The 24943-nt window shown below is 59.1% G+C and carries 19 protein-coding genes and 1 tRNA gene; 16 read left to right on the top strand and 4 right to left on the bottom strand.

What is annotated here, in order from left to right; translation table 11 throughout:
* The first annotated feature begins 841 nt into the window (after window positions 1-841).
* On the top strand, window positions 842-2296 hold the full coding sequence (locus LOC68_RS14130; protein ID WP_230219825.1) for a sulfatase: 1455 nt from the start codon (window positions 842-844) through the stop codon (window positions 2294-2296).
* Between the two features lie 100 nt (window positions 2297-2396).
* The gene (locus tag LOC68_RS14135; RefSeq protein ID WP_230219827.1) at window positions 2397-3632 is read left to right on the top strand and encodes a PQQ-binding-like beta-propeller repeat protein; all 1236 of its coding nucleotides are present in this window, start codon (window positions 2397-2399) and stop codon (window positions 3630-3632) included.
* Window positions 3633-3801: 169 nt separating this feature from the next.
* Here LOC68_RS14135 and LOC68_RS14140 read toward each other — a convergent pair whose 3' ends face one another.
* Both LOC68_RS14140 and LOC68_RS14145 read right to left on the bottom strand, forming a co-directional pair.
* Window positions 3802-4569 carry a hypothetical protein gene (locus LOC68_RS14140; protein WP_230219829.1) on the bottom strand — a complete coding sequence of 256 codons (768 nt, stop codon included), beginning with the start codon at window positions 4567-4569 and terminating at the stop codon, window positions 3802-3804.
* A 319-nt stretch (window positions 4570-4888) separates the two neighbouring features.
* A complete protein-coding gene (locus LOC68_RS14145; protein ID WP_230219830.1) occupies window positions 4889-5059 on the bottom strand; it encodes a DUF1328 domain-containing protein in 171 nt (56 codons plus the stop codon).
* 242 nt (window positions 5060-5301) lie between these two features.
* On the opposite strand from LOC68_RS14145, the gene LOC68_RS14150 reads away from it, so the two are divergent.
* From LOC68_RS14150 to tig, 7 genes are all read left to right on the top strand, one after another.
* Window positions 5302-6036, top strand: coding sequence for an ABC transporter ATP-binding protein (locus LOC68_RS14150; protein ID WP_230219832.1), 735 nt, complete (start codon window positions 5302-5304; stop codon window positions 6034-6036).
* A 2-nt stretch (window positions 6037-6038) separates the two neighbouring features.
* Window positions 6039-8405, top strand: a complete 2367-nt coding sequence (locus tag LOC68_RS14155; RefSeq protein ID WP_230225146.1) for an ABC transporter permease — start codon at window positions 6039-6041, stop codon at window positions 8403-8405.
* A 2-nt stretch (window positions 8406-8407) separates the two neighbouring features.
* Window positions 8408-9799: an efflux RND transporter periplasmic adaptor subunit gene (locus tag LOC68_RS14160; protein WP_230219834.1), complete on the top strand. Its 1392-nt coding sequence runs from the start codon at window positions 8408-8410 to the stop codon at window positions 9797-9799.
* 341 nt (window positions 9800-10140) lie between these two features.
* Window positions 10141-11289, top strand: a complete 1149-nt coding sequence (locus tag LOC68_RS14165) for a GNAT family N-acetyltransferase (protein ID WP_230219836.1) — start codon at window positions 10141-10143, stop codon at window positions 11287-11289.
* Between the two features lie 316 nt (window positions 11290-11605).
* A complete protein-coding gene (locus LOC68_RS14170) occupies window positions 11606-12520 on the top strand; it encodes a PRC-barrel domain-containing protein (RefSeq protein ID WP_230219838.1) in 915 nt (304 codons plus the stop codon).
* Between the two features lie 357 nt (window positions 12521-12877).
* Window positions 12878-12950: transfer RNA gene (locus LOC68_RS14175), tRNA-Gly, on the top strand.
* Between the two features lie 202 nt (window positions 12951-13152).
* Complete coding sequence (gene tig, locus LOC68_RS14180) at window positions 13153-14625, top strand: trigger factor (protein WP_230219847.1); 1473 nt, start codon at window positions 13153-13155, stop codon at window positions 14623-14625.
* A gap of 84 nt (window positions 14626-14709) precedes the next feature.
* On the opposite strand, the gene LOC68_RS14185 is transcribed toward tig, so the two are convergent.
* Together LOC68_RS14185 and LOC68_RS14190 are read right to left on the bottom strand one after the other, a co-directional pair.
* Complete coding sequence (locus tag LOC68_RS14185) at window positions 14710-16368, bottom strand: type VI secretion protein IcmF/TssM N-terminal domain-containing protein (RefSeq protein ID WP_230219849.1); 1659 nt, start codon at window positions 16366-16368, stop codon at window positions 14710-14712.
* A 24-nt stretch (window positions 16369-16392) separates the two neighbouring features.
* Complete coding sequence (locus tag LOC68_RS14190) at window positions 16393-17022, bottom strand: DotU family type IV/VI secretion system protein (RefSeq protein ID WP_230219851.1); 630 nt, start codon at window positions 17020-17022, stop codon at window positions 16393-16395.
* A 472-nt stretch (window positions 17023-17494) separates the two neighbouring features.
* On the opposite strand from LOC68_RS14190, the gene tssA reads away from it, so the two are divergent.
* The 7 genes from tssA (at window position 17495) to tssG (ending at window position 24898) form a co-directional block, all read left to right on the top strand.
* Window positions 17495-18547: a type VI secretion system protein TssA gene (tssA, locus tag LOC68_RS14195; RefSeq protein WP_230219853.1), complete on the top strand. Its 1053-nt coding sequence runs from the start codon at window positions 17495-17497 to the stop codon at window positions 18545-18547.
* A gap of 96 nt (window positions 18548-18643) precedes the next feature.
* Window positions 18644-19153, top strand: a complete 510-nt coding sequence (gene tssB, locus LOC68_RS14200; RefSeq protein ID WP_230219855.1) for a type VI secretion system contractile sheath small subunit — start codon at window positions 18644-18646, stop codon at window positions 19151-19153.
* 57 nt (window positions 19154-19210) lie between these two features.
* Window positions 19211-20683, top strand: a complete 1473-nt coding sequence (gene tssC, locus LOC68_RS14205) for a type VI secretion system contractile sheath large subunit (protein WP_230219857.1) — start codon at window positions 19211-19213, stop codon at window positions 20681-20683.
* Between the two features lie 90 nt (window positions 20684-20773).
* Complete coding sequence (locus tag LOC68_RS14210; protein ID WP_230219859.1) at window positions 20774-21289, top strand: Hcp family type VI secretion system effector; 516 nt, start codon at window positions 20774-20776, stop codon at window positions 21287-21289.
* A gap of 158 nt (window positions 21290-21447) precedes the next feature.
* Window positions 21448-21930, top strand: coding sequence for a type VI secretion system baseplate subunit TssE (gene tssE / locus LOC68_RS14215; RefSeq protein ID WP_230219861.1), 483 nt, complete (start codon window positions 21448-21450; stop codon window positions 21928-21930).
* Entirely contained in the window at window positions 21927-23777 is a 1851-nt protein-coding gene (gene tssF / locus LOC68_RS14220) for a type VI secretion system baseplate subunit TssF (RefSeq protein ID WP_230219863.1), read from the top strand. Before tssE ends, tssF begins: the two co-directional genes overlap by 4 nt.
* Window positions 23774-24898 (top strand): type VI secretion system baseplate subunit TssG, encoded by a 1125-nt coding sequence (gene tssG / locus LOC68_RS14225; protein WP_230219865.1) that lies wholly within the window; start codon window positions 23774-23776, stop codon window positions 24896-24898. Before tssF ends, tssG begins: the two co-directional genes overlap by 4 nt.
* Window positions 24899-24943: the final 45 nt, after the last annotated feature.

Genomic DNA, 24943 nt, shown 5'->3' on the forward strand with positions numbered 1-24943 from the left:
CGCGGGCGAGTTCGCAACCGTGTGTGCGAAGGGCCGGCCGGTTTTCGGTTTTGGCGATTCGTGCCGGCGGTCGCGGCTGCGCCGTGTCGATTTGGGACGTATCAGGGATGGCGAAATAAAATGTGCGCGGTCCAGTCCAGTCTTTGCGGGTCCTGAGATTGGGTTCGTCATTCAACTTGCGGCCGCATTCCCTTGCTTGCGCTGCGGGCTAGTTTTTTTTGTGCGCGGTCCAGTCCACTCCGTTGCGAAAAAAAATTGGCGCTGCGGTCCACATGCTGGGCGAACTGGGTAACTGGCGGAGTAGCGAATGGGGCGGGGTTTGATCCGGGAAAGGGTTGGTGAGTGGACGAGACAGCGATTCGAAAAAAAATGCTGCAGTCCAGTCCACTGTCCGTTTGAGCGCGAACGAATTGAGTGGGTCCAGTTGGAAAAAAATCGACGGCGGTCCGGTCCACTCCCGGGAATCGAAGACATGCTTCTAGCGCACGAAGACGCGATAAGAACATGGCGCCAGTCCGGGGAGCCGTAGGGTCCGCTGTGCGGACCAGGGGAAGCGTTCGTAGGTTGGCCAACTTGGTTGGCGCTTCGGCGGTCCGCATAGCGGACCCTACGCGGAAATTGCGGTGCAAAAAAAATGCGCAAGGGTCCGGTCCTACTTTTCAGGGCTGGCGACTCGTTAGGAAAAAACTCGGGTTTTGTTCGTCATTCGAGCTTCGACATTCGTCATTCTTCCAAAATTCCGCGACGGGCCGTAAACGTTGACCGGCCTTAGAATTCGGTCGATACTGGGGGACTCTTACGCTTGTTTCCTCCCGCCGACGTCTCCGATCTGAGATACCTCATGCACACGTTCCGTCCCCCCGTTTTCGTTCGCCTTGCCCTGGCGGCATTACTGACGACGCTGACTCTTACCAATTTCGCCGCCGCGGCGGAAAAGAGCCCGCCGAACTTCGTCTTCTTTTTGGTCGATGATCTGGGCTGGGCTGATCTTGGTTGTTACGGCAGCACTTATCACGAGACGCCGAACATCGACAAGCTGGCCGGCGGCGGGATGAAGTTCACCAACGGTTATGCGGCGTGCCCCGTTTGCTCGCCGACGCGGGCCAGCATTATGACCGGCCGCCATCCGGTGCGGGTCGACATCACCGACTGGATCCCGGGCGCACGCAACAACAAGGGGCGTTTCAAACACATCGACGATCGCGATGACCTGGCGCCGGAAGAAACGACGATCGCCGAGACGCTGCACGAGAACAACTATCAAACCTTCTTCGCCGGCAAGTGGCACTTGGGGAACGAAGGGAACTGGCCGACCGAACAAGGGTTCGACATCAACATCGGTGGGCACGACAAAGGTTCGCCCCCTGGCGGTTACTACTCCCCTTGGAAGAATCCGGTGCTGCAGGCCAAGCATGACGGCGAGTACCTGACCGAACGACTGACCGAAGAGTCGATTCACTTCCTCGAAACGCACGACAAAGCGAAGCCGTTCCTCCTTTACCTCGCTTACTACAACGTCCACACGCCGATTCAGCCGTACAAGAAACGCGTCGATCACTACCAGGAAAAGGCGCAGCAGTTTGCAGGAAAGACGCCGGTTCAGGCCGAAGGGGGCGGCAAGTCGCGGATGCGGCAGGACAATCCCGAATATGCGTCGATGGTCGCCGCAGTCGACGACAGCGTTGGCGCAATTCTCGACGCACTCGATCGTTTGAGCCTGGCCGATAACACGGTCGTCATCTTCTTCTCCGACAACGGCGGTCTGTGCACTGTCGGCAACATGGGCCCGACCTGCAACTTGCCGCTCCGCAGCGGCAAAGGTTGGTTGTACGAAGGGGGCGTTCGCGAACCGATGATCATCCGGGCGCCCGGCGTCACCAAGCCGGGAAGCGTCTGCGATACGCCGGTCGTCAGCATGGACTTCTTCCCCACCATCCTGTCGCTGGCCGGACTGCCGGCGATGCCGCAGTTGCACGTCGACGGCGAAAGCCTCGTGCCGCTGCTGGAAGGAAAAGAGCCGACCGAAGCGCGAACCTTCTATTGGCACTATCCGCACTACCACGGCTCGAAATGGACGCCGGGGGCGTCGATTCGCGACGGCGACTGGAAGCTGATCGAGTTCTACGAAGACGACCGGGTCGAACTGTTCAACCTGGCCCAAGACCCCGGCGAACAGCACGACCTGAGCAAGTCGAACCCAGAGAAAACGGCCGAGCTGCGGCAGAAGCTGAAAGCCTGGCAGACGAAAATGAAGGCGAAAATGCCCCAAGAAAATCCCAACTATAAGAAAGGTTAGCTGGCTTACACGCCATGTACCTGGGGTGAACTATCTTTTTTTGACGGGGAATCGGGGCGAATTTACGCCCCGATCGATGCATTGGGGAAAAGGGCAAACTATGAAAATCTCGCGACTGGTCGGTCTCGGTATCGTCTTCTTCGCTGCGGCGGGCGCCTTACAGGCCGGCGATTGGCTCCATTGGCGCGGCCCGCAAGATCTAGGGATCGCCGAACCGGGACAAAACCCGCCGGCCGAGTTCAGCGATAGCGAGAACGTCGTTTGGAAAACCGCGGTTCCTGGCCGCGGGCACTCTTCTCCCACCATCATCGGCGACAAGGTGATCCTGACCACCGCCGACAAAGAAAAACAGACGCAGTCGGTCCTCTGCTTCGATCGCAAAACAGGCAAGGAGCTCTGGGCGACCGTGGTCAACAGCGGCGGACTGCCGCGCGAGATCCACTCGAAGAACACGCACGCTTCGCCGACGGTCGCGTGCGACGGCAAGGAGCTGTTCGCCGTCTTCAACAACAACGACTCGGTGCAACTCGCGGCGCTCGACTTGAACGGCAAACTCCTTTGGAAGAAGCAGGGGCCGTTTCTGCCGGAGCAATACAAGTTCGGCTACGCTCCTTCGCCGCTTTTGTACGACAACCTGGTGATTCTGGCCGCGGAGTACGAAAAAGGGTACATTGTCGCGCTTAACAAGAAGAATGGTTCGATCGCGTGGAAGATTGATCGCCCGCAGATCAGCTTCTCTTCGCCGATCGTCGCCAAGATCGGCGGCCGCGATCAGATGCTGATCAGCGGTCTCGGCAAGGTGAGCAGCTTTGATCCGAAGACCGGCAAGCTGCTCTGGGCGGTTGACGGTCCGGCGGTCGCAACTTGCGGCACCCTGGTCTGGCTGGGCGATACCGTCTTCGCCAGCGGCGGCTATCCCGAGAAAGAAACGATCGCCGTCAAAGCGGACGGCTCGGGCAAGGTGTTGTGGCGGCAAGGGGTGAAGTGCTACGAGCAGTCGATGCTCGCGTCCGACGGTTACGTCTATGCGGTCACCGACGAAGGCATCGCCTATTGCTGGAACGCCGAGACCGGCGAAGAGATGTGGAAGCGCCGTTTGGGCGGTTCGGTCAGCTCGTCCCCGACGCTGGTCGGCGACAAGATCTACTTGTTCAACGAACGGGGAAAATGCTTCGTCTTCAAGGCGAACCCGGAGAAGTTCGAGCTACTCGCCGAAAACCAGCTCGGCGACGAAGCGTTCGCGTCCCCTTCGTTCTGCGAAGGGCAAATGTTCATGCGAACCGCCGATTCGAGCAGCGGAACGCGACTGGAAACGCTCTACTGCATCGGGCAGTAACTTACACTAGCCCGCCGCGCAAGCAAGGGAATGCGGTCGCGAGTAAATGACCAATGACTAATCACTAATGTCTAATGAAAGATCGTGTCTTCCGAATTAGACATTAGTGATTAGTCATTAGGCATTTTCCGAATCCATTCCCTTGCTCGCGCTGCGGGCTAGTGAAGAACTACGATTCCGGTTTGACCGGGATCTCGATCGGCTTCAGGTTGACGCCGCCAGAGGAGCGGAGGTCGAGCTCGTACGTCTTCCCTTCGATCATTTTGATGTTCGGCGTTTCGCCGTGGATCGCGCGGATCCCCTTCGCCTTGGCCGCTTCGGGATCGTTGGCGAGCTTCCAGAAGTCTTTCCAGAGTTGGTTTTCAAACTCGGTCGCTTCGGGGCTTCGGCCATAGACCATCGGGCGATCGCCGATCACATCGATGTCAGGGACTTCGCTCGGCTTTTGATCTTCGCCGAAGATCTTGCGGAAGAGGAAGATCGACGTGTTGCGGAAGGGGTCGGCCTCTTCGACGTACTTGTCCTCAAACTTGACGACCCAATACTCGACGTAGACGACGTCCCCTTTCACCACGTACTCGCGCGGCTGGCCAACCGGCTGACCGTCACGATCGATTTCCTGGAAGCGGATCTTGGAGTTCTTATCGCCGGTGTCGGGATCAACCGTCTGGTCAACCACATGAAACCGACCGATCCGATGATCGACCTTCAGCAGTTTGAGCCGGACTTCCAGCTTTTCGATTTCAGCCTGCTTCTGCGTGACCTCTTCCTCGAGCGCCGAGACTTTCGTCTGGGCCGCTTTCAGCGCGAGCTCTTTTTCATGATAGACGTTGTAGCCAAAGTAAGAGGCGATCCCGAGAACCGTCGCCACCAACAGCGCCAGCACCGTGCGGAGGGTGCTGTTAATCGTCGAGATCGTTTCCATCGTCTTGGCCATGTACGCCGCTTCCTGGTCGCTTGATTTATCGGTTCGCCTATCGAAATTGTACACCACGCCGCGACGCCGCGGAGCGCAAAAGCAGAGGGTCCCCGAAGGGCCCCTCCAACTTCATCCTGGGTAGTGCAATCTCTTTACATCTTGCGAAACGACCTGGAAGCGATGCTGCGCGTATGGGCGGCATCGTTATGACCTTCGCGCGACTGCGGATTGCGGTCATCGATGGCGCTATCGGCGCTGAAACGGATCCGCAGACGGACTCCTTGACCGTGATGGCGTTTCGCCTAGTCCGGCGAGCACCTGGTACGTCGGCCGTTCGTTATACGACCGGACGACGGAACCCGCCCACCAGCAAGCTGACGATGAACATGATCACAAAGATGACCGCGAGAAACTTCGCGATACCAGCCGCCATACCGGCGACGCCCCCAAAACCCAACAAAGCGGCGATCAGCGCGATCACCAAAAACGTAATAGCCCAGCTCAACATGGCTTTCTCCTTTGGAATGGATGGAAACGTTCGTGAGATCTTCACGAACGATTTCAGCAATCGCACGCGGCGTGCCAATTGACGCAAGTCGAGAACTAGCAATGTTTTTCCTGACGTAGGTCGCGGCGATCTGATCGAACGTCAGCCTGATAGGCAGCAAGTCGGCCGCGCTAAGAGAGTCGCGCCGCAAAGTAAGGTAGAATGAATAGTTTGCCCCATGTTTAACGCAGCCCCGGCGATCTATGGCATCCGACACGGCCTCTAATCCGCAGCGCTCGTCGATCATCCGACTGGACCATGTCGGACGCGTCTTCACCATGGGGGAAGTGAAGGTCGAAGTGCTGCGCGACTTCAGTCTCGATATCTATGAGGGAGAATTCATCGCAGTCGTCGGTCCTAGCGGCAGCGGCAAGTCGACCATCCTGAATCTGATCGGCGGACTCGACCAACCGACCTCCGGGCACATTCTGTTTCGGGGAGAAGATCTGACCACGGCGACCAATCGCCGGCTGACCTCGTACCGCCGCGATCATGTCGGCTTCGTCTTTCAGTTCTATAACCTTGCGCCGAACCTGACCGCCCGCGAGAACGTCTTGACCGCGACCGAGATCGTCCGCGATCCGGCCGACGTCGACGAAGTGCTGGAGATGGTCGGGCTGACCGATCGCGCCGATCACTTTCCGGCGCAGCTTTCCGGCGGCGAACAACAGCGGGTCGCAATCGCGCGGGCGGTAGCCAAGAATCCAAGTCTGCTTCTCTGCGACGAACCGACCGGCGCGCTTGACTATGCAACCGGGATCAAGGCGCTGCGACTCCTCGTCGACGTCAATCGCCGCTTGGGAACGACGATCGTCCTGATCACCCACAACAGCGCCATCGCCGAAACGGCCGATCGCGTCGTTCACCTCCGCAGCGGCCAGATCAGCGAAATGGTGATCCATGAGCATCCGATCGCACCGGAAGAGGTGATCTGGTGAGCATGCTCGATCGCAAACTGGGACGAGATCTCCTGCAATCGCGCGGGCTGCTGCTGGCGATCGTCAGCATCATGACGCTGGGAATTGGGCTCTTCGTCGGGATGCAATCGACTTACCACAGTTTGAGCGAAGCGAAACAGCGCTATTACGCCAACTGCCGCGTCGCCGATTTCTGGGTCGATCTGAAAAAACTGCCGCTGGCCGAAGTCGACGCAGTTCGTCGGATGGAAGGAATCCGGCAATTGCAGCCACGGATTCAATTTGCGGCGACGGTTGATCTCGATAACCGGGTCAAACCGCTTAACGGTTTGGTGATCGCGATGCCGGAGCACCGCCAACCGGTGCTGAACGACATCATGATGGTCCGCGGCAGCTATTTCACTGGACGCCGCGAAAACGAAGTGGTGATCAACGACAAGTTCGCCGCCGCTAATCGCATCTCGCCGGGCGACTGGATTCATCTGTTGATGAACGATCGCCGGCAAGAGTTTTTCGTGGTCGGCACGGCGATCAGCGCCGAGTTCACCTATCTGCTGGGACCGGGCGCTTTGACGCCGGACCCGGAAAACTTCGGGGTGTTTTACGTTCCGCAGCGTTTCGCAGAAGACGCGTATGACTTCTCCGGCGCTGCGAATCAACTGGTTGGCGCCGTCGCCCCTGGGACCAACTTGGATCGTTTGCTCGACGATATTGAACTACAGCTCAGCCCGTTCGGCGTTTTTTCTGCAACGCCGCTGAAGGACTACACGTCGAATTACTACATTTCCAACGAGATCGAACAATTGGCGACCTTCGCCACGTTTCTGCCGTCGGTCTTTCTCGCGGTCGCCGCCCTGGTGCTGAACGTGCTGATGACGCGGCTTGCGCGACAACAGCGCGTGGTAGTCGGCACGTTCAAAGCGATCGGCTACAGCGACTGGACGTTGTTCATCCACTTTCTCAAGTATGGCGCGGCAGTCGGCGTCGCCGGCTCGATTGGCGGATCGGCGCTGGGGATGCTATTGACCCAGGGAATGACCGCCCAATATCAGACGTTATTTCAATTCCCCGATCTGCACGCCGACTTCTTTCCGGCGACCCATTTGACCGGCCTGGCGGTCAGCTTATTCTGCTCGATCCTTGGTTCGCTCTATGGCGCTCGCTCGATGCTGGTTTTGAAGCCGGTCGAAGCGATGCGGAGCGATCCGCCGAAAAACTCGGGCCGCATCTGGTTGGAACACTTCCCTTGGCTATGGGGCCAGCTCTCGTCGCCGTGGCGAGCTGCGCTGCGCGGGATGTTTCGCAATCGCGTGCGGACCGCGGTGGCGATCTTTGCGTCGATGACCGGCGCGTCGATTCTGGTCGCAGGCCTGATGATGTACGAAGCGACCGACTATTTCATTCGTGTGCAATTTGAAGAGATTATCCGGAGCGATATCGACCTCTCGTTTAAAGACGTCGTCGACCAGGCGGCGATCAACGAACTGCGACGACTCCCCGGCGCCGACCTGGCCGAACCGATGTTCAGTGTCGCTTGTACGCTCGAAAACGGCGTACACACGCGCCGTAGCGCCGTGATGGGAATCGCACCTGGCGCGAGCCTGACTTCTCCACGCAACGAGGCAGGCGAACCGATCGCAGTGCCGGAAGTTGGTCTGACTCTCGATCGGCAGTTGGCGAATATCCTGAATGTCGGCCGGGGCGATTTGGTCGTTCTTCGTCCGGTGCAGGGGGATCAAACGCCGAAGACCGTTCCGGTCGCCCAGATTTGCGACGGGATGTTCGGGCTGAGTTGCTACGCCGACATTCATTATCTGAACAAGCTGCGCGGAGAAGAATTCGCCGCCAGCGGCGCACAGCTGAAGGTCAATCCGGCGCCAGGGGTCATTGATGATCTTTATCGCGAGCTGAAGCGAATGCCGGCGATCGAATCGGTCAACGCGCGGATCGACATGATTAACAACATGCGGAAGACGTTCGTTCAGGCGCAATTGGTGATGATCTTCTCGATTATCCTGTTCGCCGGGATCATCTTCTTCGGCAGCGTTTTGAACGCCACGCTAATCAATCTTTCCGAACGGGAACGAGAAGCGGCGACGCTCGGAGCAATTGGCTACACGCGCTGGGAAATCGGCGCGATGTTCTTGCGCGAAAGCATGTTGGCTAATGTGATCGGCACGCTGCTCGGCTTTCCGCTCGGCTATCAACTGGTCGTCTTGATGACGTTTACGATTGATAAGGACCTGATCCGCTTTCCGGTCGTCACGGCGCCCTGGATTTACATTGCGGGAATCGTCGCCTCGATTTCGTTCGCCCTCTTGGCCCATGCGGTCGTGCAGCGGCGAATCAACACCATGAATTTGCTTGAAGCGCTTCAAGTGAAGGAATAACCATGACGAAAACGCGTTCCGGCGAAAGCTGGATTAACAAGTGGTCGATACTGACGGCGGTGATCCTGGCGCTGGTCGGAGTCTGGTTGGCGTTTGGCCGAACCGCCGGCAAACCGGTCGAAACGGTTCGCCCGTCGCATGGACCGATCGCACAGTACGTCGACGAGCAGGGGAAAACCCGGTTGCCTCGGACCTACGACATCACCATGCCGCTGGAAGGACGGATCGAAGCGATCACGCTGGAGCCTGGCGACGCCGTGAAAAAGGGGGAAACGGTCGCGCGCCTCGTGCAAAGCGATTTGCAGAACGATCTGGATGAGGCGCAAGCGGCCGTTCAACGACTGACCGCGTCGATTGCGGAAAACGCCGATACCACGGTCGAAGATACCAGCAAAACCCAGGCGTCCCACTTCGTCGAGTCGATGAAAGCGACCGTCGAAGCGGCCAAGTCGCGAATGGTCGCCGGCCAATCGCGCGTCGACTATGCGAACACGTTCCTGGGACGGGTCGAGAGCCTGATTCCGTCTCGCGCAAAAACGGAAGACGAACTTGATCAAGCGCAGCTGCGCAAGGTGGAGGCCGAAACCGACTATCAGCAGGACGTGCTGATCTTCCAAGCGATGAAGTCGATCGACGCCGCGACGATGCTGCTGCCAACCTTGGTGCAACAGTACATCGATCGCAAAGACTTGACGATCGCCGTCCTGAAACAGGAAAAAGCGGAAGCCGAAGCGCGACTCCGCCAAGCGAAAACGAACCTGGAGCGCGGCACCATGACGAGCCCAATCGACGGCGTCGTCCTGGAACGCGAGATCGTCGACGAACAGCAACTCTCGGCCGGTGCGGCGCTGCTCTCGATCGGCGATCTGCGTGAACTGGAAGTCGAAGCCGATCTGCTAAGTCAGGATGCGGTCAACCTGCGCGCCGGTTCGCGAGCGCTCATCTATGGCGCCGCGGTGGGACGAACGCCGGAAGATGGCCTGGAGGGAGTCATCGAACGAATTCGTCCCGCCGGATTCACGAAACGCAGCTCGCTCGGCGTCGATCAACAGCGGGTGAAAGTCATCGTCCGGCTGCGAAGCGGCGAACTCGAAAAGGTCGCCTCCGATCGGACGCTGGGTGTCGACTATCGCGTCCAGGTTCGCGCGATTGAACAAGAGAAAAGCGACGCACTGACGATCCCCCGCGCTTGTCTGTTTCGCGCCGCCGACGGCAGTTGGCAAGTGATGGCGGTACGCGACGGAGTCGCGCGGTTAGTCCGCGTTGACGTTGGCCTGATCAATGATCGCCTGGCCGAAATCACGGCCAATTTGGGAGCGGATGAAATGGTTATTTTGGCGCCAGAATCAAGCCTGCATGATGGGGATCGCGTGCGAGCGATCAATAACGACTAGCGTTGCCGGCGCCTGTTGACAAGAAAAAGAAAAACCCCCACAAACGGGGCAGAGTCTGTGAGGGCCTCCCGGTCGCAAGCGACCAAGGATATTGAGTGCTGACTACAAGAATCAGCGCTTATTTCGAATCAATCGTTGCTTTATAAAGTTCGTTGCATATCACTTGCAAGCAAAAAATCGGGGACTTGATTGGAATCCCACAACGCGCGTCGACAGATAATTTTCGGTAAGGGCAGTCGACGGGCGATACACATTCTTAGAAGATACGCCGCGTCGACTTTATCCACTTCGACGCACTTTGTCATCTCCAACGTCGATCGAAACGCATCGGAAAAATTTGCATGTCCATAACCATCGAACCGGTCGTAACGCGACGCCAACAAAAGCAATTCATGCAGCTCGCCTGGGACCTCTACAAGGGGGACCCCAATTGGGTACCGCCGCTGCGGCAGACCCAAAAGGAGATGCTGAACTTCGACCCGGATCCGTTTTACGAGCACAACGAGATCCAATGCTTCCTCGCGCTGAAGGATGGGAAACCGGTCGGTCGCGTCGCCGCGATCATCAACAACGGACACATTGAGCGCTACAAAGAACGGCGCGGCTTCTTCGGCTTCTTTGAGTCGATCAATGACCAGGAAGTCGCTAACGCGCTATTCGATGCGGCTCGCGCTTGGCTGAAGGAGCATGACATCCTGCTCGTCCGCGGACCGACCAACCCTTCGCTCAATCATGAGTGCGGGCTCTTGATCGAAGGCTTCGATTCGATGCCGACGTTCATGATGACCTACAATCATCCCTATTACCCGGAACTGATCGAAGGCTACGGCTTCCGCAAAGTCGAGGATCTGTACGCCTACTGGGGCGATCTCAGCATGCTCGAGTCGCTCGATCCGAAGCTGAAGTTCGTCGTTGATGAAGCGAAGCGTCGCTTTAACCCGGTCCTGCGTCCGATCAATCGGAAGAAGTTCTCGCAAGAAGTCCGGATGTTCCTCGAGATCTACAACAAGTCGCTGGTCGCGACCTGGGGCTTCGTGCCGATGTCGGACGCCGAAATCGACCACATGGCCAAGGGTCTCAAACATCTGCTTGTGCCGGAACTGACCACCGTCTGCGAAGTCGACGGCAAACCGGTCGGCGCCGTGTTCGGTCTGCTCGACTACAACCCGATCATCAAGAAGATCGACGGCCGGCTCTTTCCGTTCGGCTTCTTGCGTCTGTTGTGGGGCAAGAAGAGCCTGAAGCGCGTCCGCTTGATCAGCACCAACGTGCTGCCGGAATTCCAGCGCTGGGGCATTGGTCTCGTTCTATTGGAACGTCTGATTCCGGACGGCTTGAAATGGGGCATGCAAGAAGCGGAATTCTCTTGGGTGTTGGAAAGCAATCACCTGTCGCGAGCGACGCTCGAGCGCGGACATGCGAAGAAGGTGAAGTCGTATCGCATTTACGATTACGCGCCGACCGAACCGGTCAAAGAAGAAAAGAAATAGCTCGTAACGCGCCGCTTACGCTGCTCGTAAAGATAGACAAGAGGACGCATTTGCGTCCTCTTCGTCGTTTACGGCCGGCTGACTCTCTTCCGGCCAGCGCGATCCGCAGGCGATCAAAACGACCAATGCATCCCTGTTGATCGAAAAATAGGTCGTCGGCTTAAGCCCTGGCAAACATAAGAGTTTCGCATCGTTTTCGCAATTATCGGCCGCGTGGCACGACCATTGCGATTGTAGTTGGCTCACGTCGCGGCGCTTCTGCGCCGTCGAGACATGGATCAAGCTACGAAAGGTTCTCTCGAAAGGAGAAACAACGATGAAACGTTTATGGATGACCAGCGGCCTGGCCGCCGCTTTGCTGATCAGCGCCCCGGTTTTGGCTGACGATGCAGTGCCGGCAGCGGACCCTGGGGTGAGCGTCAAAGTCAACGCCGAGCGTGACGTGGACGTCGATCGACAATCGACCGAGACCAAGGTCCAGACCGGCGCTGATTTAATCGGCATGACGGTGAAGAACTCGGAAGGGAAAAGCCTCGGTACGATCAACGACGCCGTCGTCGACTTGCAGTCGGGCAAGATTCGCTACGTCGCGGTCAGCTTTGGCGGCTTCGCCGGCATCGGCGACAAGCTGTTCGCCGTCCCATTCCAAGCGGTAGCGGTCCACCAGGGCGATAAGCCGTTCGTCGAATTCGACGTCACCGAAAAAACGCTCGAAAACGCCCAAGGCTTCGACCAGGACAAGTGGCCTGACTTCGGCGATGCGAAGTGGGTGATGATGAATGATCGCGCCTACGATTTCGAGCGGAAGAACGAAGTCAATGACGGTAGCCTGGCGACCGCCGACTCCAACTCGCCGGTCGATGTGACCGCGATGCGTCTAAGCACGCTGGACGGCATCACCGTGAAGAATACGGAGGGGGACACGATCGGTTCGATCTCGGACGTCGCGCTCAACATGAAGAAGGGTCAGGTCGAATATGTCGCGCTGTCGTTCGGCGGTTTCGCCGGGATCGGCGACAAGCTGTTCGCCGTGCCGCTGGAAGCGCTGAAGTTCCAGAAGGGCGAGAACGAAAACTTCCTGGTGATGAACGTCACCGAGAAGCAGTTGGAAGATCGCCAGGGCTTCGACCAGTCGAACTGGCCGCACCGCGCCGACCAGACCTGGTCGGGCAAGACGCTGATCAACAAGGATCGCAAGATTGACATCAACGTGAACGTCGACACGAAATAACGTCGACCGTCGCGCTTCGTAAGAGAGAGGGACACCCTCAGTGGAGCCGGCGCATGTTGCGACATGTGCCGGCTTTGCGTTTTTGCGGCGGGCAAAGCGATAGCAGTGACGGCGCCGGTCCGATTATTCCGGCGTTTCCGCGGTAAAACCGCCGGACGGCCGACCGGCTTGGCCCCTGTTGACAGGTCCCAAAGGGAGCGGCATAATTCGTGATTCCTACAGGAGACGTGACCCCTTTAAGGGAAACGGATCGCGTAGGAGGGAGAAATCCCAGCGGATGGACTCCAGGGGCGGTTGATTCATCGTCCACTTGGCGTATAATCCGTTGTTTCCACTGCTTACGGTGGGCCGTTTTGTGCGGGTGTAGCTCAGTTGGTAGAGCACAACGTTGCCAACGTTGTTGTCGAGGGTTCGAATCCCTTCACCCGCTCTTTTTTCGATTTCGCTCGGAAATGCCCGAGCTCAGGACTCTAAGCAGCCGCAGCGGAAGCGTTTCGATCGTCGCTTCTCTTGGATAGAAACTTGTCCGGCGCTCGGCGATCCGCAATTCTCAGCGTCGCACGCCGCTGTCGCTTCGAGCGGGTCTTCTTCGTAAATACATTACCCAACCTCAGTATTTGGCAAGCATTCAGATGACGTCACCGGATGAAACCACGGCGGTCGAAGCCGAGCAAACCGAAGAGCCGAAAAAGCTGTCGCTGGAAGTGAAGGTCGAAAGCCCCAGCTCCTGCCAGCGCCACGTGACGGTGACCGTCGCGAACGAAGACGTCGAACGTTACTTCGACAAGGCGTTTGACGACATGGCCCCGACGGCGGCCGTTCCCGGTTTCCGCCCCGGTCATGCTCCCCGCAAGCTGGTCGAAAAGCGCTTCCGCAAGGAAGTCGCCAACCAGGTGAAGGGCTCGCTGCTGATGGACAGCATGGCTCAGGCCAGCGACGAGCAGAACTTCTCGGCGATCAGCGAACCCGACTTCAAGTTCGACGCCGTCGAACTGCCGGAAGACGGCGGTCCGCTGACCTTCGAATTCGATATCGAAGTTCGCCCGGAATTCGACCTGCCGAAATGGAAGGGGCTGGAAGTCAAGAAGCTGGTCAAGACCTTCGAGAAGGCTGACATCGACAAGCATCTGGCCAAGGTGCTGGATCGCTTCAGCGAAATCGCCCCGGTCGACGGCCCGGCCGAGATGGACGACTACCTGACGGTCAACATCGTCAGCAAGCTGGACGGCAAAGAAATCGCTCGCGCTGAAGACCTCAGCGTTCGTCTGCGTGACACGCTGAGCTTCCAGGACGCCAACTGGGAAGAATTCGGTAAGACCGTCGTCGGCGCCAAGGCGGGCGACAAGAAAACCGGCAAGGCGACCGTCAGCGAAGAAGCCGAAAACGAAGAACTGAAGGGGAAAGAGCTCGAACTCGAGATCGAAGTCCTGGAAGTGAAGCGTCTGGAACTGCCCGAAATGGACGGCGAGTTCCTGAAGAAGATCGGCGGCTTCGAAAGCGAAGGGGATCTCCGCGACTTCGTCAAAGGCGACATGGAACGCCAGTTCGAGTATCACCAGCAGCAGCAACTGCGTGCCGCGATCACCGAACAGTTGACCAAGGACGCCAACTGGGACCTGCCGCCGGCTCTGCTGCGTCGTCAGGCTCGCCGCGAACTGGAACGTGCCGTTCTCGACCTCCGCTCGTACGGTTTCGACGAAGACACGATCCGCGGCTATGAAAACACGCTGCGTCAAAACAGCCTCCGTTCGACCGAGAAGGCTCTGAAAGAGCACTTCATCCTGGAACGGATCGCCGAAGAAGAGTCGATCGAAGACGCCCCGGCCGATTACGAACGCGAGATCATGCAGATCGCCGCGCAGAGCAATCAGTCGCCGCGTAGCGTTCGCGCTCGCCTCGAAAAGCAAGGCCTGATGGATACGCTTCGCAACCAGATCATCGAACGCAAAGTGATCGAACTGATCACCAGCGAAGCGAAGCTCAACGAAACTCCGGCGGACGCCGAAGCCGCCGCGAGCGTCGCTCCGGTCGAATTCGCCATCACCGGCGTTCCGGCTGAAAATGCAATTCCGGAAGCTCAGGAAGAAGGCAAAGAAGAAGCGTAAGCTCTTCGACGCAATCGATACAAAAAAAGCCGCCGGCAGATTTGCCGGCGGCTTTTTTGCTTTCTTGTCGGCTCTCGGGTGCGCTTACATCCGCGTGACGGCGACGATCAGCATCGTCAGGACCGCGGCGCCAAGTCCAGCGTAGCCGAAGATCGTCAGCCAGTTTCGCATTCGATCGCGACGTCGCGCGTCTTCGGTCCAGCTGACGTAGTTCTGGGAGTTGAATACCAACGTCATCACCCCGGGCAGAAACCCTTGTTCGGTCAGCGGATCGCTTCCAGTCGCGGCCAGGTACCAGCCTGACGGAATCCAATCGCCGTGATGTTCCGGATAGAGCCCCCGCGTCAGGATCCGCAGGATCGCATCGCTGCGACGATCCAGCGAGCTGACGAACTGGTAAAGCATCCGATTGCTTTCGATCTCGCGGCGCTGGTCGCCGTGGAACGTTTCGCGTTGGGCGAAGATGCGGTAGGCCAGGGCGGAGGCGAGCGAACGATTCACCCACTCGACGCCGCGGCGGAGAATCTCTTTGATATTGCCGAAGTCGGCCGCTGGGATGTTCGGCAGCTCGGCGCCGAAGCGACGACGGCGATGTTCTTCCGGAAAGCGACGGAGAATTTCGTCGCAGCCGCTGATTTGTTCGGCGTCGCAGAAGATCGCGGTAACGGCGCCGGCGACTTCGCTCGCCTGGCGAACCTGTTGCAGATCATGCTGCATCAAAACGGCCGTCTGTTGGGCGACGGCCAGGTTTTCGGTCGCGTCCCCAGGGACCAGCACGATCACCCCGTTGTGCGTGCAGTACGGAGCGCGGGCATGTCGAATCAGATCAATCACGTAGTCGAGCCGATCGAGCGCTTCGTCGATCTCTTCTTTCGAGATTTCGACGGTCGACTTCACCTCGGCACGCGGCGCCGAGCGAATTCGAGCGGCGGCCGACGGTTCGGCGAAGGCGAGCGCCAAGTTTGATTCCGCTTCGTCCAGCTTCGTTTCGGCTGAAGCGGCGATTGAGTCCAGGTTGCGCTGCTTCGACGGCATCACGGCGACGGTAGGACCATCGACGTTGAGGAAGTCGGCGTAAACCGGATCGCTGCCGGGATCATTGCCGGAAACGACTACTTCCAGCGGGTTCGCTTCTTCGGCGGCGCGGGCCAGTTCCTGCAAACGGGAAGCTTGCAGTCCTAGCAGCGAAGCGCCGCGGAGCGAAACGAAGACGCCGCGTTCATCAGCCCAAACGCGCAACGGAGCGTCGGCGCCGCGCGGAGTCGGCGGCTGCGTCAGCGACAAACCGGCGGCGCTGCAAAAGTTGGCGTCCCCGGCAGCCGTTTGCCCCAAGACCAAAAAGAGCGGTTCGTTCACCAGCGAGACGCTGTTGCGCATCAGTTGTTCGGTCGCTTCGCTCCAGGCTTGATCGAGGTCAGGGTAGGGGGAGACGCTGACGCGCTGGCCAACCAAACGCATCATCCACCAAACCTGCCAGCCCAAGGCGTAGCCCAACAAAAACAGAATCGGCAGCCAGCTCGAGCGAACGAAAGCCGACGGAAAGCGAACCGACTTCTCAAGCTCTAAATAGTCGTTCAGCCACCACAGGCCGACCAGGATGCCGATGATCGCCAACCCGTGGACCAGCCACAGCAGCAAGCGAGCCGTTCCTTGAGCGCGAGCCGTCGCAGCGACCGGAGCGGTGATCAGGTTGCCGAGACTCGCCAGGCCCTGCCACATCGAACCTAAAATCTTCATCAACATCGCGTACGTTCCGATATTACAGGGTTAGCGACCGAACCAGTCGACGACGACGAAGGTGAGAAACGGAGCGGCGACCAGGCCGACGACGCACGCGGCGGCGATCATCGTTTGCATGCGGCGTTCCCCCCGCAGCGGACGAGCTTCGCAGGACGGCGGCAGTTCGGCTTCGAGCGAAACTTGCAGGTCGTCGATATCTCCGACCGCAACGCGAGCCCGCGAGATCCACGAACTGAGCTTCTCCGGTTGCGACCGCATTTCGCCGCGGAATCCGAGGGCGACGCAAAGGTAATAGACTTCGAGCGGATCATGATCGCCGCGACGCAGGGCAAGCTCCGCTTCGTGCCAGAACCGCCAGGCCCGATCGTTGGCGCCAAACAGGTGCATTTCCACCTTTTGTTCGTTCCACGCGGCGGTCGACTGCGGGCAATCGGTAAAGATCTCGTCGAGCCAGCAGGCGAGCGCGTATTGCAGATTGACGGCTTGTTCGTCGCGGCGCGAGTTGGAAACGGCGACGATCGCATCCCGTTGCAACAAATCGAGCAAGACCGCCTGCTCGTATTCGAGATCGACTTTCTGCTGCGTCTCGAGTCGGCGGAGCAGGTCGAGACCGTAGTCGACTACGGCACGTACGTCTTCTGCCAAGGGGGATTGCATGGCGCGCGTCTCGTCTGGGTGGGTAAGGGATTCGTAGGCGGCCGACCCGGCGATGGGAAGACCGTTCTTTAAATCCGTTACAAGCGGCGGAGCCGGTTTCGGCGACGGCATCCGCCGTTTGTAACGAGCTGTCAGCATTTCGGCGATTGCCCCGCCTCCTTCGAAATGAAGTGCGGCGCGACGGATCGTCAAAAACGCTACGGCTGCGGTGGGTCTGTATCGTCGGCAAGGCGCGGCGACAAATCGGCGAGATCGCTACTGCGCTGCTTGGGGGTGAGTTCGTTGCAATATAGGTCGCAGTAACGCGCCAGACTGGGGAGAGAAAAAATTTCGCGGTTTTTGCTCCGCGCGTATTTCTGACCTAGCTTTTCCGGAATTCGATCCACAGCCCTTTTAGGGGTCAGCGATCCGCACTCCCTCACGACGTCGCCCGCCTAATAGCGACTCCTTCCCCTAACACTCCCCAGCGAATATGGCCGAAGTAGACGTAGCCGAACTGATTTCGCCCGTCTCCGACGATCGCCCTGCCGGCGATCCGGACGCCTATTCGCATCGTTTGCACGATCAATTTCGGGAACTGCGCCGCGAAGAAGACGCCGACGATTTTGACGACGTCACGCGTCCCGCCGTTCTCAAGCAGGCCGATTGGGCCGGTATTGTCGATCTTGCTCGTAATTCGCTTTTGCACGACAGCAAAGATCTCCGCGTCGTCTGCCATCTGATCGAGGGACTGGCCCGCACCGAAGGGATCGACGGCATCGCCGCTGGTCTGGATCTGCTAAAGAATCTGATTGAGCAGCGTTGGGATTCGCTCAATCCGCCGCTCGAAAACGGCCCGGAAGCCCGTCTCGCTCCGCTGGCCAATCTGCTGGACGATGAAGATCGCGGCGTCCTCTTTCCGCGAACCGTCCGCCGCGTCCCGCTTCTCTCGAACAGCCAAGGTCAGCTGACCGCCGTCGACTGGACGCAGTGGCAACAATCCAAAAACCAGGAAGACCAGGCTCGCTTGTCGCGGATTCTGACCGCTGCGACGCGCGAAGACGTCGAACATGCTGCGCAGGAAGCGAAGCGTTCGCACGAAGCGGCTCGCGAGATCGCTCGCTTGCTCGACGAACGTCTCGGCTGCGACGCGACCGCCTTGCTCAATCTGCAAAAGGCGCTCGAAGAATGCCAGCGGCTGCTCGCCGCCGAGTTGGCGAAGCGACCTGCCGCTGTCGAAACCGCACAACCGCAGAGCGCGGCGCCGAGTACGGCCGCTGCGCCTAGCGTGAACTACGGCGCTGGCGCGGACGTGGGCGACATCGTCGTTCGCCGCCAGGAACTCTACCGGCAGCTTTCGGCCGCAGCCGACCTGCTGGAGCAAATCGAACCGAACAGCCCCGCGCCTTTCCTTGTGCGTCGCGCCGTTCAACTGGGTCAGCTGCCGTTCCCGCAATTGATGCAAGCCATCGTTCGCGAGCAGGCGGTGTTGGACGAATTGCAAAGACAAATTGGCGGCTCGCAGACGTCTGCGACCGCAAGTTGATTCTCCGTTATCGTTTCGACGGCGACTGGACGCACCGCAGCAAGAGAGGCGGCTGCGATCGCCAGGTCGCCACCAAACCTTTAAGGAACCTGACTGATGAGCGAAAGCCTGCAACACAAGCTTGATCGCGTGCGTCCTCCGCGCGTGCAGATTACGTACGACGTCGAAACCGGCGGCGCCATGGAAGTGAAAGAGCTTCCGCTGGTCGTCGGCGTGATGGCCGATCTCTCGGGTCAGCCGAAAGAAGCTTTGCCGGGCATCAAGCAGCGCAAGTTCGTCCCGATTGATCGCGACAACTTCAACAGCGTCCTGGAAAAGAGCGGCGCCCGCGTCGCGATGCAGGTTCCGAACGTGTTGGAAGACGACAACACCAACCTCAGCGTCGAGCTGAACTTCAAAGACATGACCGACTTCGAGCCGACCGCCGTCGCTCGCCAAGTTCCGGTTCTGGCCAACCTGCTCGAAATGCGCGATCGCCTGAAGCAGCTCCTCAGCAAGATGGAAGGCAACGACGCTTTGTGCGGCTTGCTGGACAACACCCTGAGCGACGATTCGGCTCGCGACGAAGTCAGCAAAGACCTGGGCGTCGAAGCTCCGACCGCTTAGTTCCCGTTCCGCAACAAACGCAACACAAGCAACGCAAGTAACTGGAGATAATCGATAATGGCTGCTGAAAACCAAACCAACGCCGGCGGAGCGGCGACCATGGAGCTGACGCTCCTGGATCAGATCCTGGAAAACACCCGTCCGCTCGACGACGCGGAAATGGAATTGAACAAGTCGTACATCGAAGAATTCGTTCGCCAGGCCGCCGGTGACCAGACCAAGGTCTCGAAGGACGCCGCGACGAAGATCAACTTCTGGATCGCTGAGCTCGACAAGAAGATCTCGGCCCAGCTGAACGAAGTCATGCACGCCGAAAAGTTCCAGCAACTGGAAAGCACCTGGCGCGGCCTGCACTACCTGGTCCACGAATCGGAAACCGGCACCTCGCTGAAGATTCGCGTCATGAACGCGACCAAGCGCGACCTGCTGAAGGACCTGGAAACCGCGGTCGAATTCGACCAGAGCGCGATCTTCAAGAAGATCTACGAAGAAGAATACGGCCAACTCGGCGGTCAGCCTTACGGTCTGCTCATCGGCGATTACGAGTTCTCGCGTCGTCCGGAAGACATCAACCTGTTGAAGCTGATGTCGAACGTCGCCGCTGCGGCTCACGCTCCGCTGATCTCGGCCGCTTCGCCGTCGCTGTTCAACCTCGACAGCTTCTCGGACCTGCCGAACCCGCGCGACCTGGCCAAGATCTTCGAAGGCGCGACCCACACCTCGTGGCGTTCGTTCCGCGACAGCGAAGATTCGCGTTACGTCGCTCTGACCCTGCCGCACGTCCTCGGACGTCTGCCGTACGGCGAAGAGTTCAAGAAGGTTGAAGAATTCAACTTTGAAGAAGCGGTCGACGGCAAGGACTACACCAAGTACTTGTGGATGAACGCCGCGTGGGCCTATGGCGCTCGCATCACCAATGCGTTCTCGAAGTACGGCTGGTTCGCCAAGGTTCGCGGCGTCGAAGGCGGCGGTAAGGTCGAAAACCTGCCGGTTCACACCTTCCCGACCGACGACGGCGACGTCGCCATGAAGTGCCCGACCGAAATCGCGATCAGCGATCGTCGTGAATTCGAGCTGTCCAACCTCGGCTTCCTGCCGCTGTTGCACGCCAAGAACACCGACTACGCCGTCTTCATGGGCGCCCAAAGCTGCCAGAAGCCGAAGGTTTACTTCGACGAAGACGCCAACGCCAACGCCGAACTGTCGGCCCGCATCAACTTCCTGTTGTGCGTGTCGCGTTTCGCCCATTACCTGAAGGTCATGGCTCGCGACAAGATCGGCTCGAACCTGGAAGTCGCCGAAGCCGAACGTTGGCTCAACAGCTGGATCAGCAACTACGTTTGCGATCCCGCCACGGCCGGCGACGAAACCAAGGCCAAGTGCCCGCTGGCCGACGCTCGCGTCGAAGTCCGCGAAGTCAAAGGCAAGCCGGGTTGGTACGAAGCCGTCGCTTGGCTCCGTCCGCACTTCCAGCTCGAAACGCTCGAAGCCTCGATGCGTTTGGTCGCCGAAGTGCCGAAGCAAGGCTAGTTGAAAATCGCGCGGATCGCGCCGCCTGACGCGGCGCGGTCCCCTTTATCCTTCTAAAGAAACTTCACGCATAACTACGGAGCCACAATCATGGCAGTCGATTACTTTTTGAAGATCTCGGATATCGATGGCGAATCGTCCGACTCGGTGCACGCCAAAGAAATCGAAATTTCGGAATTCAACTGGAGCGCCACCCAGACCGGCACCTTCGCTCAAGGTTCGGGCGGCGGCGCCGGCAAGGTCAAAATGAACGATTTCGAGTTCATGACCCGCACCGGTAAGGCCTCGCCGAAACTGATGCTCGCCTGCGCCAAGGGGGATCACATTCCGGAAGTGACCCTCACCTGCCGTAAGGCTGGCGGCGGTCAGCAAGAGTTCTACAAGATCACGATGAAGGACGTCCTGGTCGCTCACTATCAAACCGGCAGCCATCGCAACACTGGTTCGACCGAAGAAAACGCTGGCTACGATGACGGCCTGCCGCGCGACTTCGTGAAACTGAACTTCGCGAAGATCGAATGCGAATATCGTCCGCAGAAGGACGACGGCAGCATGGACAACCCGGTCAAAGCCGGTTACGACCTGAAGGCCAACAAGCCTGTCTAAGCGAACCTGGTTCGTTTGACGCAAACCACGGAAATCAGGCGGATCGCCGCCGCGGCCGCCTGATTTTCCTTTTTTCCCGCTCGCCTCGACCGACGTCCGCTTCTTGACCCGCCGCTGGACGTTCCCCAATCCCTCCGCTCCCCTTCGGAGGCGTGGACATGCCGAGACCGACCCTCACTCCTGATTTGACGCCATCGATTTACGATCGATTGGTCGACGCCTGTTTCGAAATGGAGCCTGACAGCCGCTCGATGAGCGTGCGCGGCTTCGTGCTGGGCATCTGTCGCGACCTCGAAGATCTGCTGAACACCTCCGCGTCTCGCCCGGCCGACGAAGTCGAAGCTCCGGCCGTTCGCGATTCGGTCTATTGCTACGGCGTTCCCGAATTGACGCTGCACGACGGCGCTACGCGAGCTGACATGCTCGCCCTGGCCGCCGATATCGAAAACACGATTCGTCGCTTTGAACCGCGTCTTGATACGGTTCGCGTCAATCTCGACGTCGAGAAGCGCAGCATGTGGAACCGCATTTCGTTTGCCATCGAAGGAACGTCCAAGGCGTTGCCCAACGCGCGCATTCGCGTCGAAGCGGCGCTCAACCCCACCAACCGTCGCATTGAAGTGACGCCGAACGAATCATGAACGACACCCTCTTCCCCTACTACGAACGTGAACTGCTGCTCGCTCGCGAACAGTCGCAGCAATTCGCCCGCAAGCATCCAGCCGCCGCGGGACGTTTGCTGCTGGAAGCGAACCGCAGCCGCGACCCGCACGTCGAACGGCTGATCGAGTCGTTCGCACTGATCGCCGGCCGGATCCAGAAGAAGCTGGACGACGATTTTCCGGAAGTGACCGACGCGCTGCTGGAGGTTTTGTATCCCCACTACCTTGCGCCGATTCCGTCGCTCGCCACGGTTCAGTTTCAACCCGATCCGACCAACCCACAAGTCACCGGCACCAAAATCGCCCGCGGTAGCCAACTCCGTACGCAGCGCGTCGGCGACGGCCCCTGCTTCTTCCGCACTTGCTACGACACCACCGTCTGGCCGGTCGAAGTCGCCCAGGTCGACACGCATACGCCTCCCTGGAACACGACGATCGACGTTCGCCGCGATGCGATGGCGGCGATCCGGATTCGTCTCCGCTGCCAGGCCGACGCCACCTTCAGCAAACTGCCGCTCGATTCGCTCCGCTTTCATTTGCACGGCGGCGACCAGGTTACCGCGGTCCTGTACGAATACCTGCTGAACCATTGCAACCGGGTTTCGATCGTCGCCGCCGGCGACAAGCCGAATCAGAAGTGCGTCAACTTCGATCCGAATGCCGTGATCAAGCCGGTTGGTTTCCAGCCGGAAGAAGCGTTGATGCCGTCGGCCGCCCAAGGCCAGGCCGGCTATCATCTGCTGACTGACTTGTTCGCCTATCCCGAGAAATTCCTCTACTTCGATCTGCATGGCTTCCAACGCGCCGCTTCGGCCGGTTGGCAACAAGAAGTCGACATCTGGTTCTTTTTCGACCGAGTTGAACCGCTGATCCATGGCGCCGTTCATGCCGACACGTTCCGGCTCGGCTGCACTCCGGTTATCAACCTATTCGACAAGATCTGCGAACCGGTCTCGATCGACCATCGCCGTAGCGAATATCGGATCACCCCTGACGTGCAGCGACCGAACGAAGTTGAAGTTCACTCGATTCGCAAAGTGACGGCGCAAGGAATGGACGGCGACATCGAGTTTCGTCCGTTCTACGCGATTGGTCACGCGAGCAGCTGGAATCCGGCCGCGCCGGACGAAGCGTATTGGCATTTGTCGCGGCGTCCTTCGACGCAGCCGGGGGATGAAGGGGACGACGCCTTCCTGCAATTGGTCGACCTCAACTTCGATCCTTGCCGTCCTTCCGACGCCGTCGCAACCGTACACGCGATTTGCTCGAACCGCGACTTGCCGACCAATCTGTATAACCAATGGGGGACGGCCGAGTTTCAATTGCAGATTCCCGCGCCGATCAAAGGAACGCGCTGCTTGCGTCAACCGACGCCGCCGCTGCGTCCTCCGGTCGACAACGGCAATCGTTGGCGTTTGATTACCCATCTGTCGCTCAACCATTTGTCGCTAACCGACAAGCACGGGATCGACAGTCTCCGCGAAATCCTCCGTCTCTACGACTTTTCGACCGACGGCAACGGCCACGAACGGGCGATTCGCAACCGCCAGATGATCGAAGGCTTGCAGACCCTCCGCTGCGATCGGACCGTCGCTCGCATTGGCAGTTCGCTAAAAGGGGGCTTCTGCCGCGGCCTTGAAATTCGTATCGAACTGGACGACCAGAAGTATCACGGAGTCGGCGCCTATTTGTTCGCCTCGGTATTGGAACGTTTCCTGGGACTCTATGTAAACATCAACTCGTTCACGCAATTGGTCGCCGTTACGCAACAGCGCGGCTTGCTGAAGCGCTTTGAACCTCGCGCCGGGGAGGCGATGCTGTTATGATCGCATCGACCCAACCGTCGCAATTGCGGGCTCCGGCCGGCTCGGTCCTGGAGCGGCTTTACAAAGATCCGCAGACGTTCGACTTCTTCCAGGCGGTTCGCCTGTTGGAACGAAGTAACCGTGCGCAGAAGCACGAAGAACGCCGCCCCTGCGTCCGGTTCCGCGCTTACAATTCCTCGTCGTTCCCGGCGAGCGAAATCTACGACCTCGTCCAATCGCCCGACGATCCGCAAGCGACCGAGATGACGGTGACGTTCCTCGGTTTGACCGGCCCGAGCGGGGTCCTGCCGCATCACTACACCGAGATGCTGCAGCGGCTGCATCGCGAACTGCGCGGCGAGCACAAGTTCGCCCTGCGAGACTGGTTCGACCTGTTCAACGATCGCCTGACGCGGCTGTTTTATCGCGTCTGGGAAAAGAACCGCTATTGGGTTCCCTACTCGCGGCGTGAGTTCGAACAAAAGTCGCCGGACGCGTTCACGCAAGGCTTGCTCAGCCTCAGCGGCTTTGGTCTGCCGACGCTTCGCGATCGCCTGCAACGCGAGGACGACAATGCCGGCGTCAGCGACCTCGCCCTGCTGCGCTACAGCGGCCTCTTCGCCCAGCAGCGCCGATCGGCCGAAAACCTTCGCCGCATATTGGTCGACTACTTCCACATTCCGATCGAAGTGAAGCCGCTGCAAGGGCAATGGCTCTCGCTCGATCAGAGCCAACAAACCAAGATCGGCCGCTATCGCCACAACCAGCAGCTAGGCAAAACGGCGGTCGTGGGACGTCGCGTCTGGGAACTTCAACACAAGTTCCGCCTGCGACTTGGTCCGCTGACGCTCGAGCAATTCCAAGAATTCCTGCCGGCGCCGCCGGCGCTCGACGCCGCGTCGCATCGCCACACGAATGCGATTTGCGGGCAAGGGCAGTGGTCGCTGGGTCAGTTGACGCGAGTCTTCGTCGGGCCATCGCTCGACTTCGACATTCAGCTGGTGCTGAAAAAGGAAGAAGTGCCGCAAACGCAGCTCTCGGGCGATCCGCGCAAGGCCTCGCGCCTGGGCTGGAACTCGTGGATCGGCGCCAAGCCGGCGACTGCCGATCGAGACGACGCCTGTTTCGCGATTGAGAATTAGCCAGCAAGAAAACGAAAACGGGCGACAGTCGTGGCAACCGTCGCC

Origin of the sequence: Blastopirellula sediminis (assembly GCF_020966755.1) — a bacterium.
In the GTDB taxonomy this organism is placed as follows: domain Bacteria; phylum Planctomycetota; class Planctomycetia; order Pirellulales; family Pirellulaceae; genus Blastopirellula; species Blastopirellula sediminis.

Bases quoted from the DNA above. Each gene is read 5' to 3' on its own strand.
- LOC68_RS14130 (WP_230219825.1), top strand. From the start codon at position 842: ATGCACACGTTCCGTCCCCCCGTTTTCGTTCGCCTTGCCCTGGCGGCA.
- LOC68_RS14135 (WP_230219827.1), top strand. From the start codon at position 2,397: ATGAAAATCTCGCGACTGGTCGGTCTCGGTATCGTCTTCTTCGCTGCG.
- LOC68_RS14140 (WP_230219829.1), bottom strand. From the start codon at position 4,569: ATGGCCAAGACGATGGAAACGATCTCGACGATTAACAGCACCCTCCGC.
- LOC68_RS14145 (WP_230219830.1), bottom strand. From the start codon at position 5,059: ATGTTGAGCTGGGCTATTACGTTTTTGGTGATCGCGCTGATCGCCGCT.
- LOC68_RS14150 (WP_230219832.1), top strand. From the start codon at position 5,302: ATGGCATCCGACACGGCCTCTAATCCGCAGCGCTCGTCGATCATCCGA.
- LOC68_RS14155 (WP_230225146.1), top strand. From the start codon at position 6,039: ATGCTCGATCGCAAACTGGGACGAGATCTCCTGCAATCGCGCGGGCTG.
- LOC68_RS14160 (WP_230219834.1), top strand. From the start codon at position 8,408: ATGACGAAAACGCGTTCCGGCGAAAGCTGGATTAACAAGTGGTCGATA.
- LOC68_RS14165 (WP_230219836.1), top strand. From the start codon at position 10,141: ATGTCCATAACCATCGAACCGGTCGTAACGCGACGCCAACAAAAGCAA.
- LOC68_RS14170 (WP_230219838.1), top strand. From the start codon at position 11,606: ATGAAACGTTTATGGATGACCAGCGGCCTGGCCGCCGCTTTGCTGATC.
- tig (WP_230219847.1), top strand. From the start codon at position 13,153: ATGACGTCACCGGATGAAACCACGGCGGTCGAAGCCGAGCAAACCGAA.
- LOC68_RS14185 (WP_230219849.1), bottom strand. From the start codon at position 16,368: ATGTTGATGAAGATTTTAGGTTCGATGTGGCAGGGCCTGGCGAGTCTC.
- LOC68_RS14190 (WP_230219851.1), bottom strand. From the start codon at position 17,022: ATGCAATCCCCCTTGGCAGAAGACGTACGTGCCGTAGTCGACTACGGT.
- tssA (WP_230219853.1), top strand. From the start codon at position 17,495: ATGGCCGAAGTAGACGTAGCCGAACTGATTTCGCCCGTCTCCGACGAT.
- tssB (WP_230219855.1), top strand. From the start codon at position 18,644: ATGAGCGAAAGCCTGCAACACAAGCTTGATCGCGTGCGTCCTCCGCGC.
- tssC (WP_230219857.1), top strand. From the start codon at position 19,211: ATGGCTGCTGAAAACCAAACCAACGCCGGCGGAGCGGCGACCATGGAG.
- LOC68_RS14210 (WP_230219859.1), top strand. From the start codon at position 20,774: ATGGCAGTCGATTACTTTTTGAAGATCTCGGATATCGATGGCGAATCG.
- tssE (WP_230219861.1), top strand. From the start codon at position 21,448: ATGCCGAGACCGACCCTCACTCCTGATTTGACGCCATCGATTTACGAT.
- tssF (WP_230219863.1), top strand. From the start codon at position 21,927: ATGAACGACACCCTCTTCCCCTACTACGAACGTGAACTGCTGCTCGCT.
- tssG (WP_230219865.1), top strand. From the start codon at position 23,774: ATGATCGCATCGACCCAACCGTCGCAATTGCGGGCTCCGGCCGGCTCG.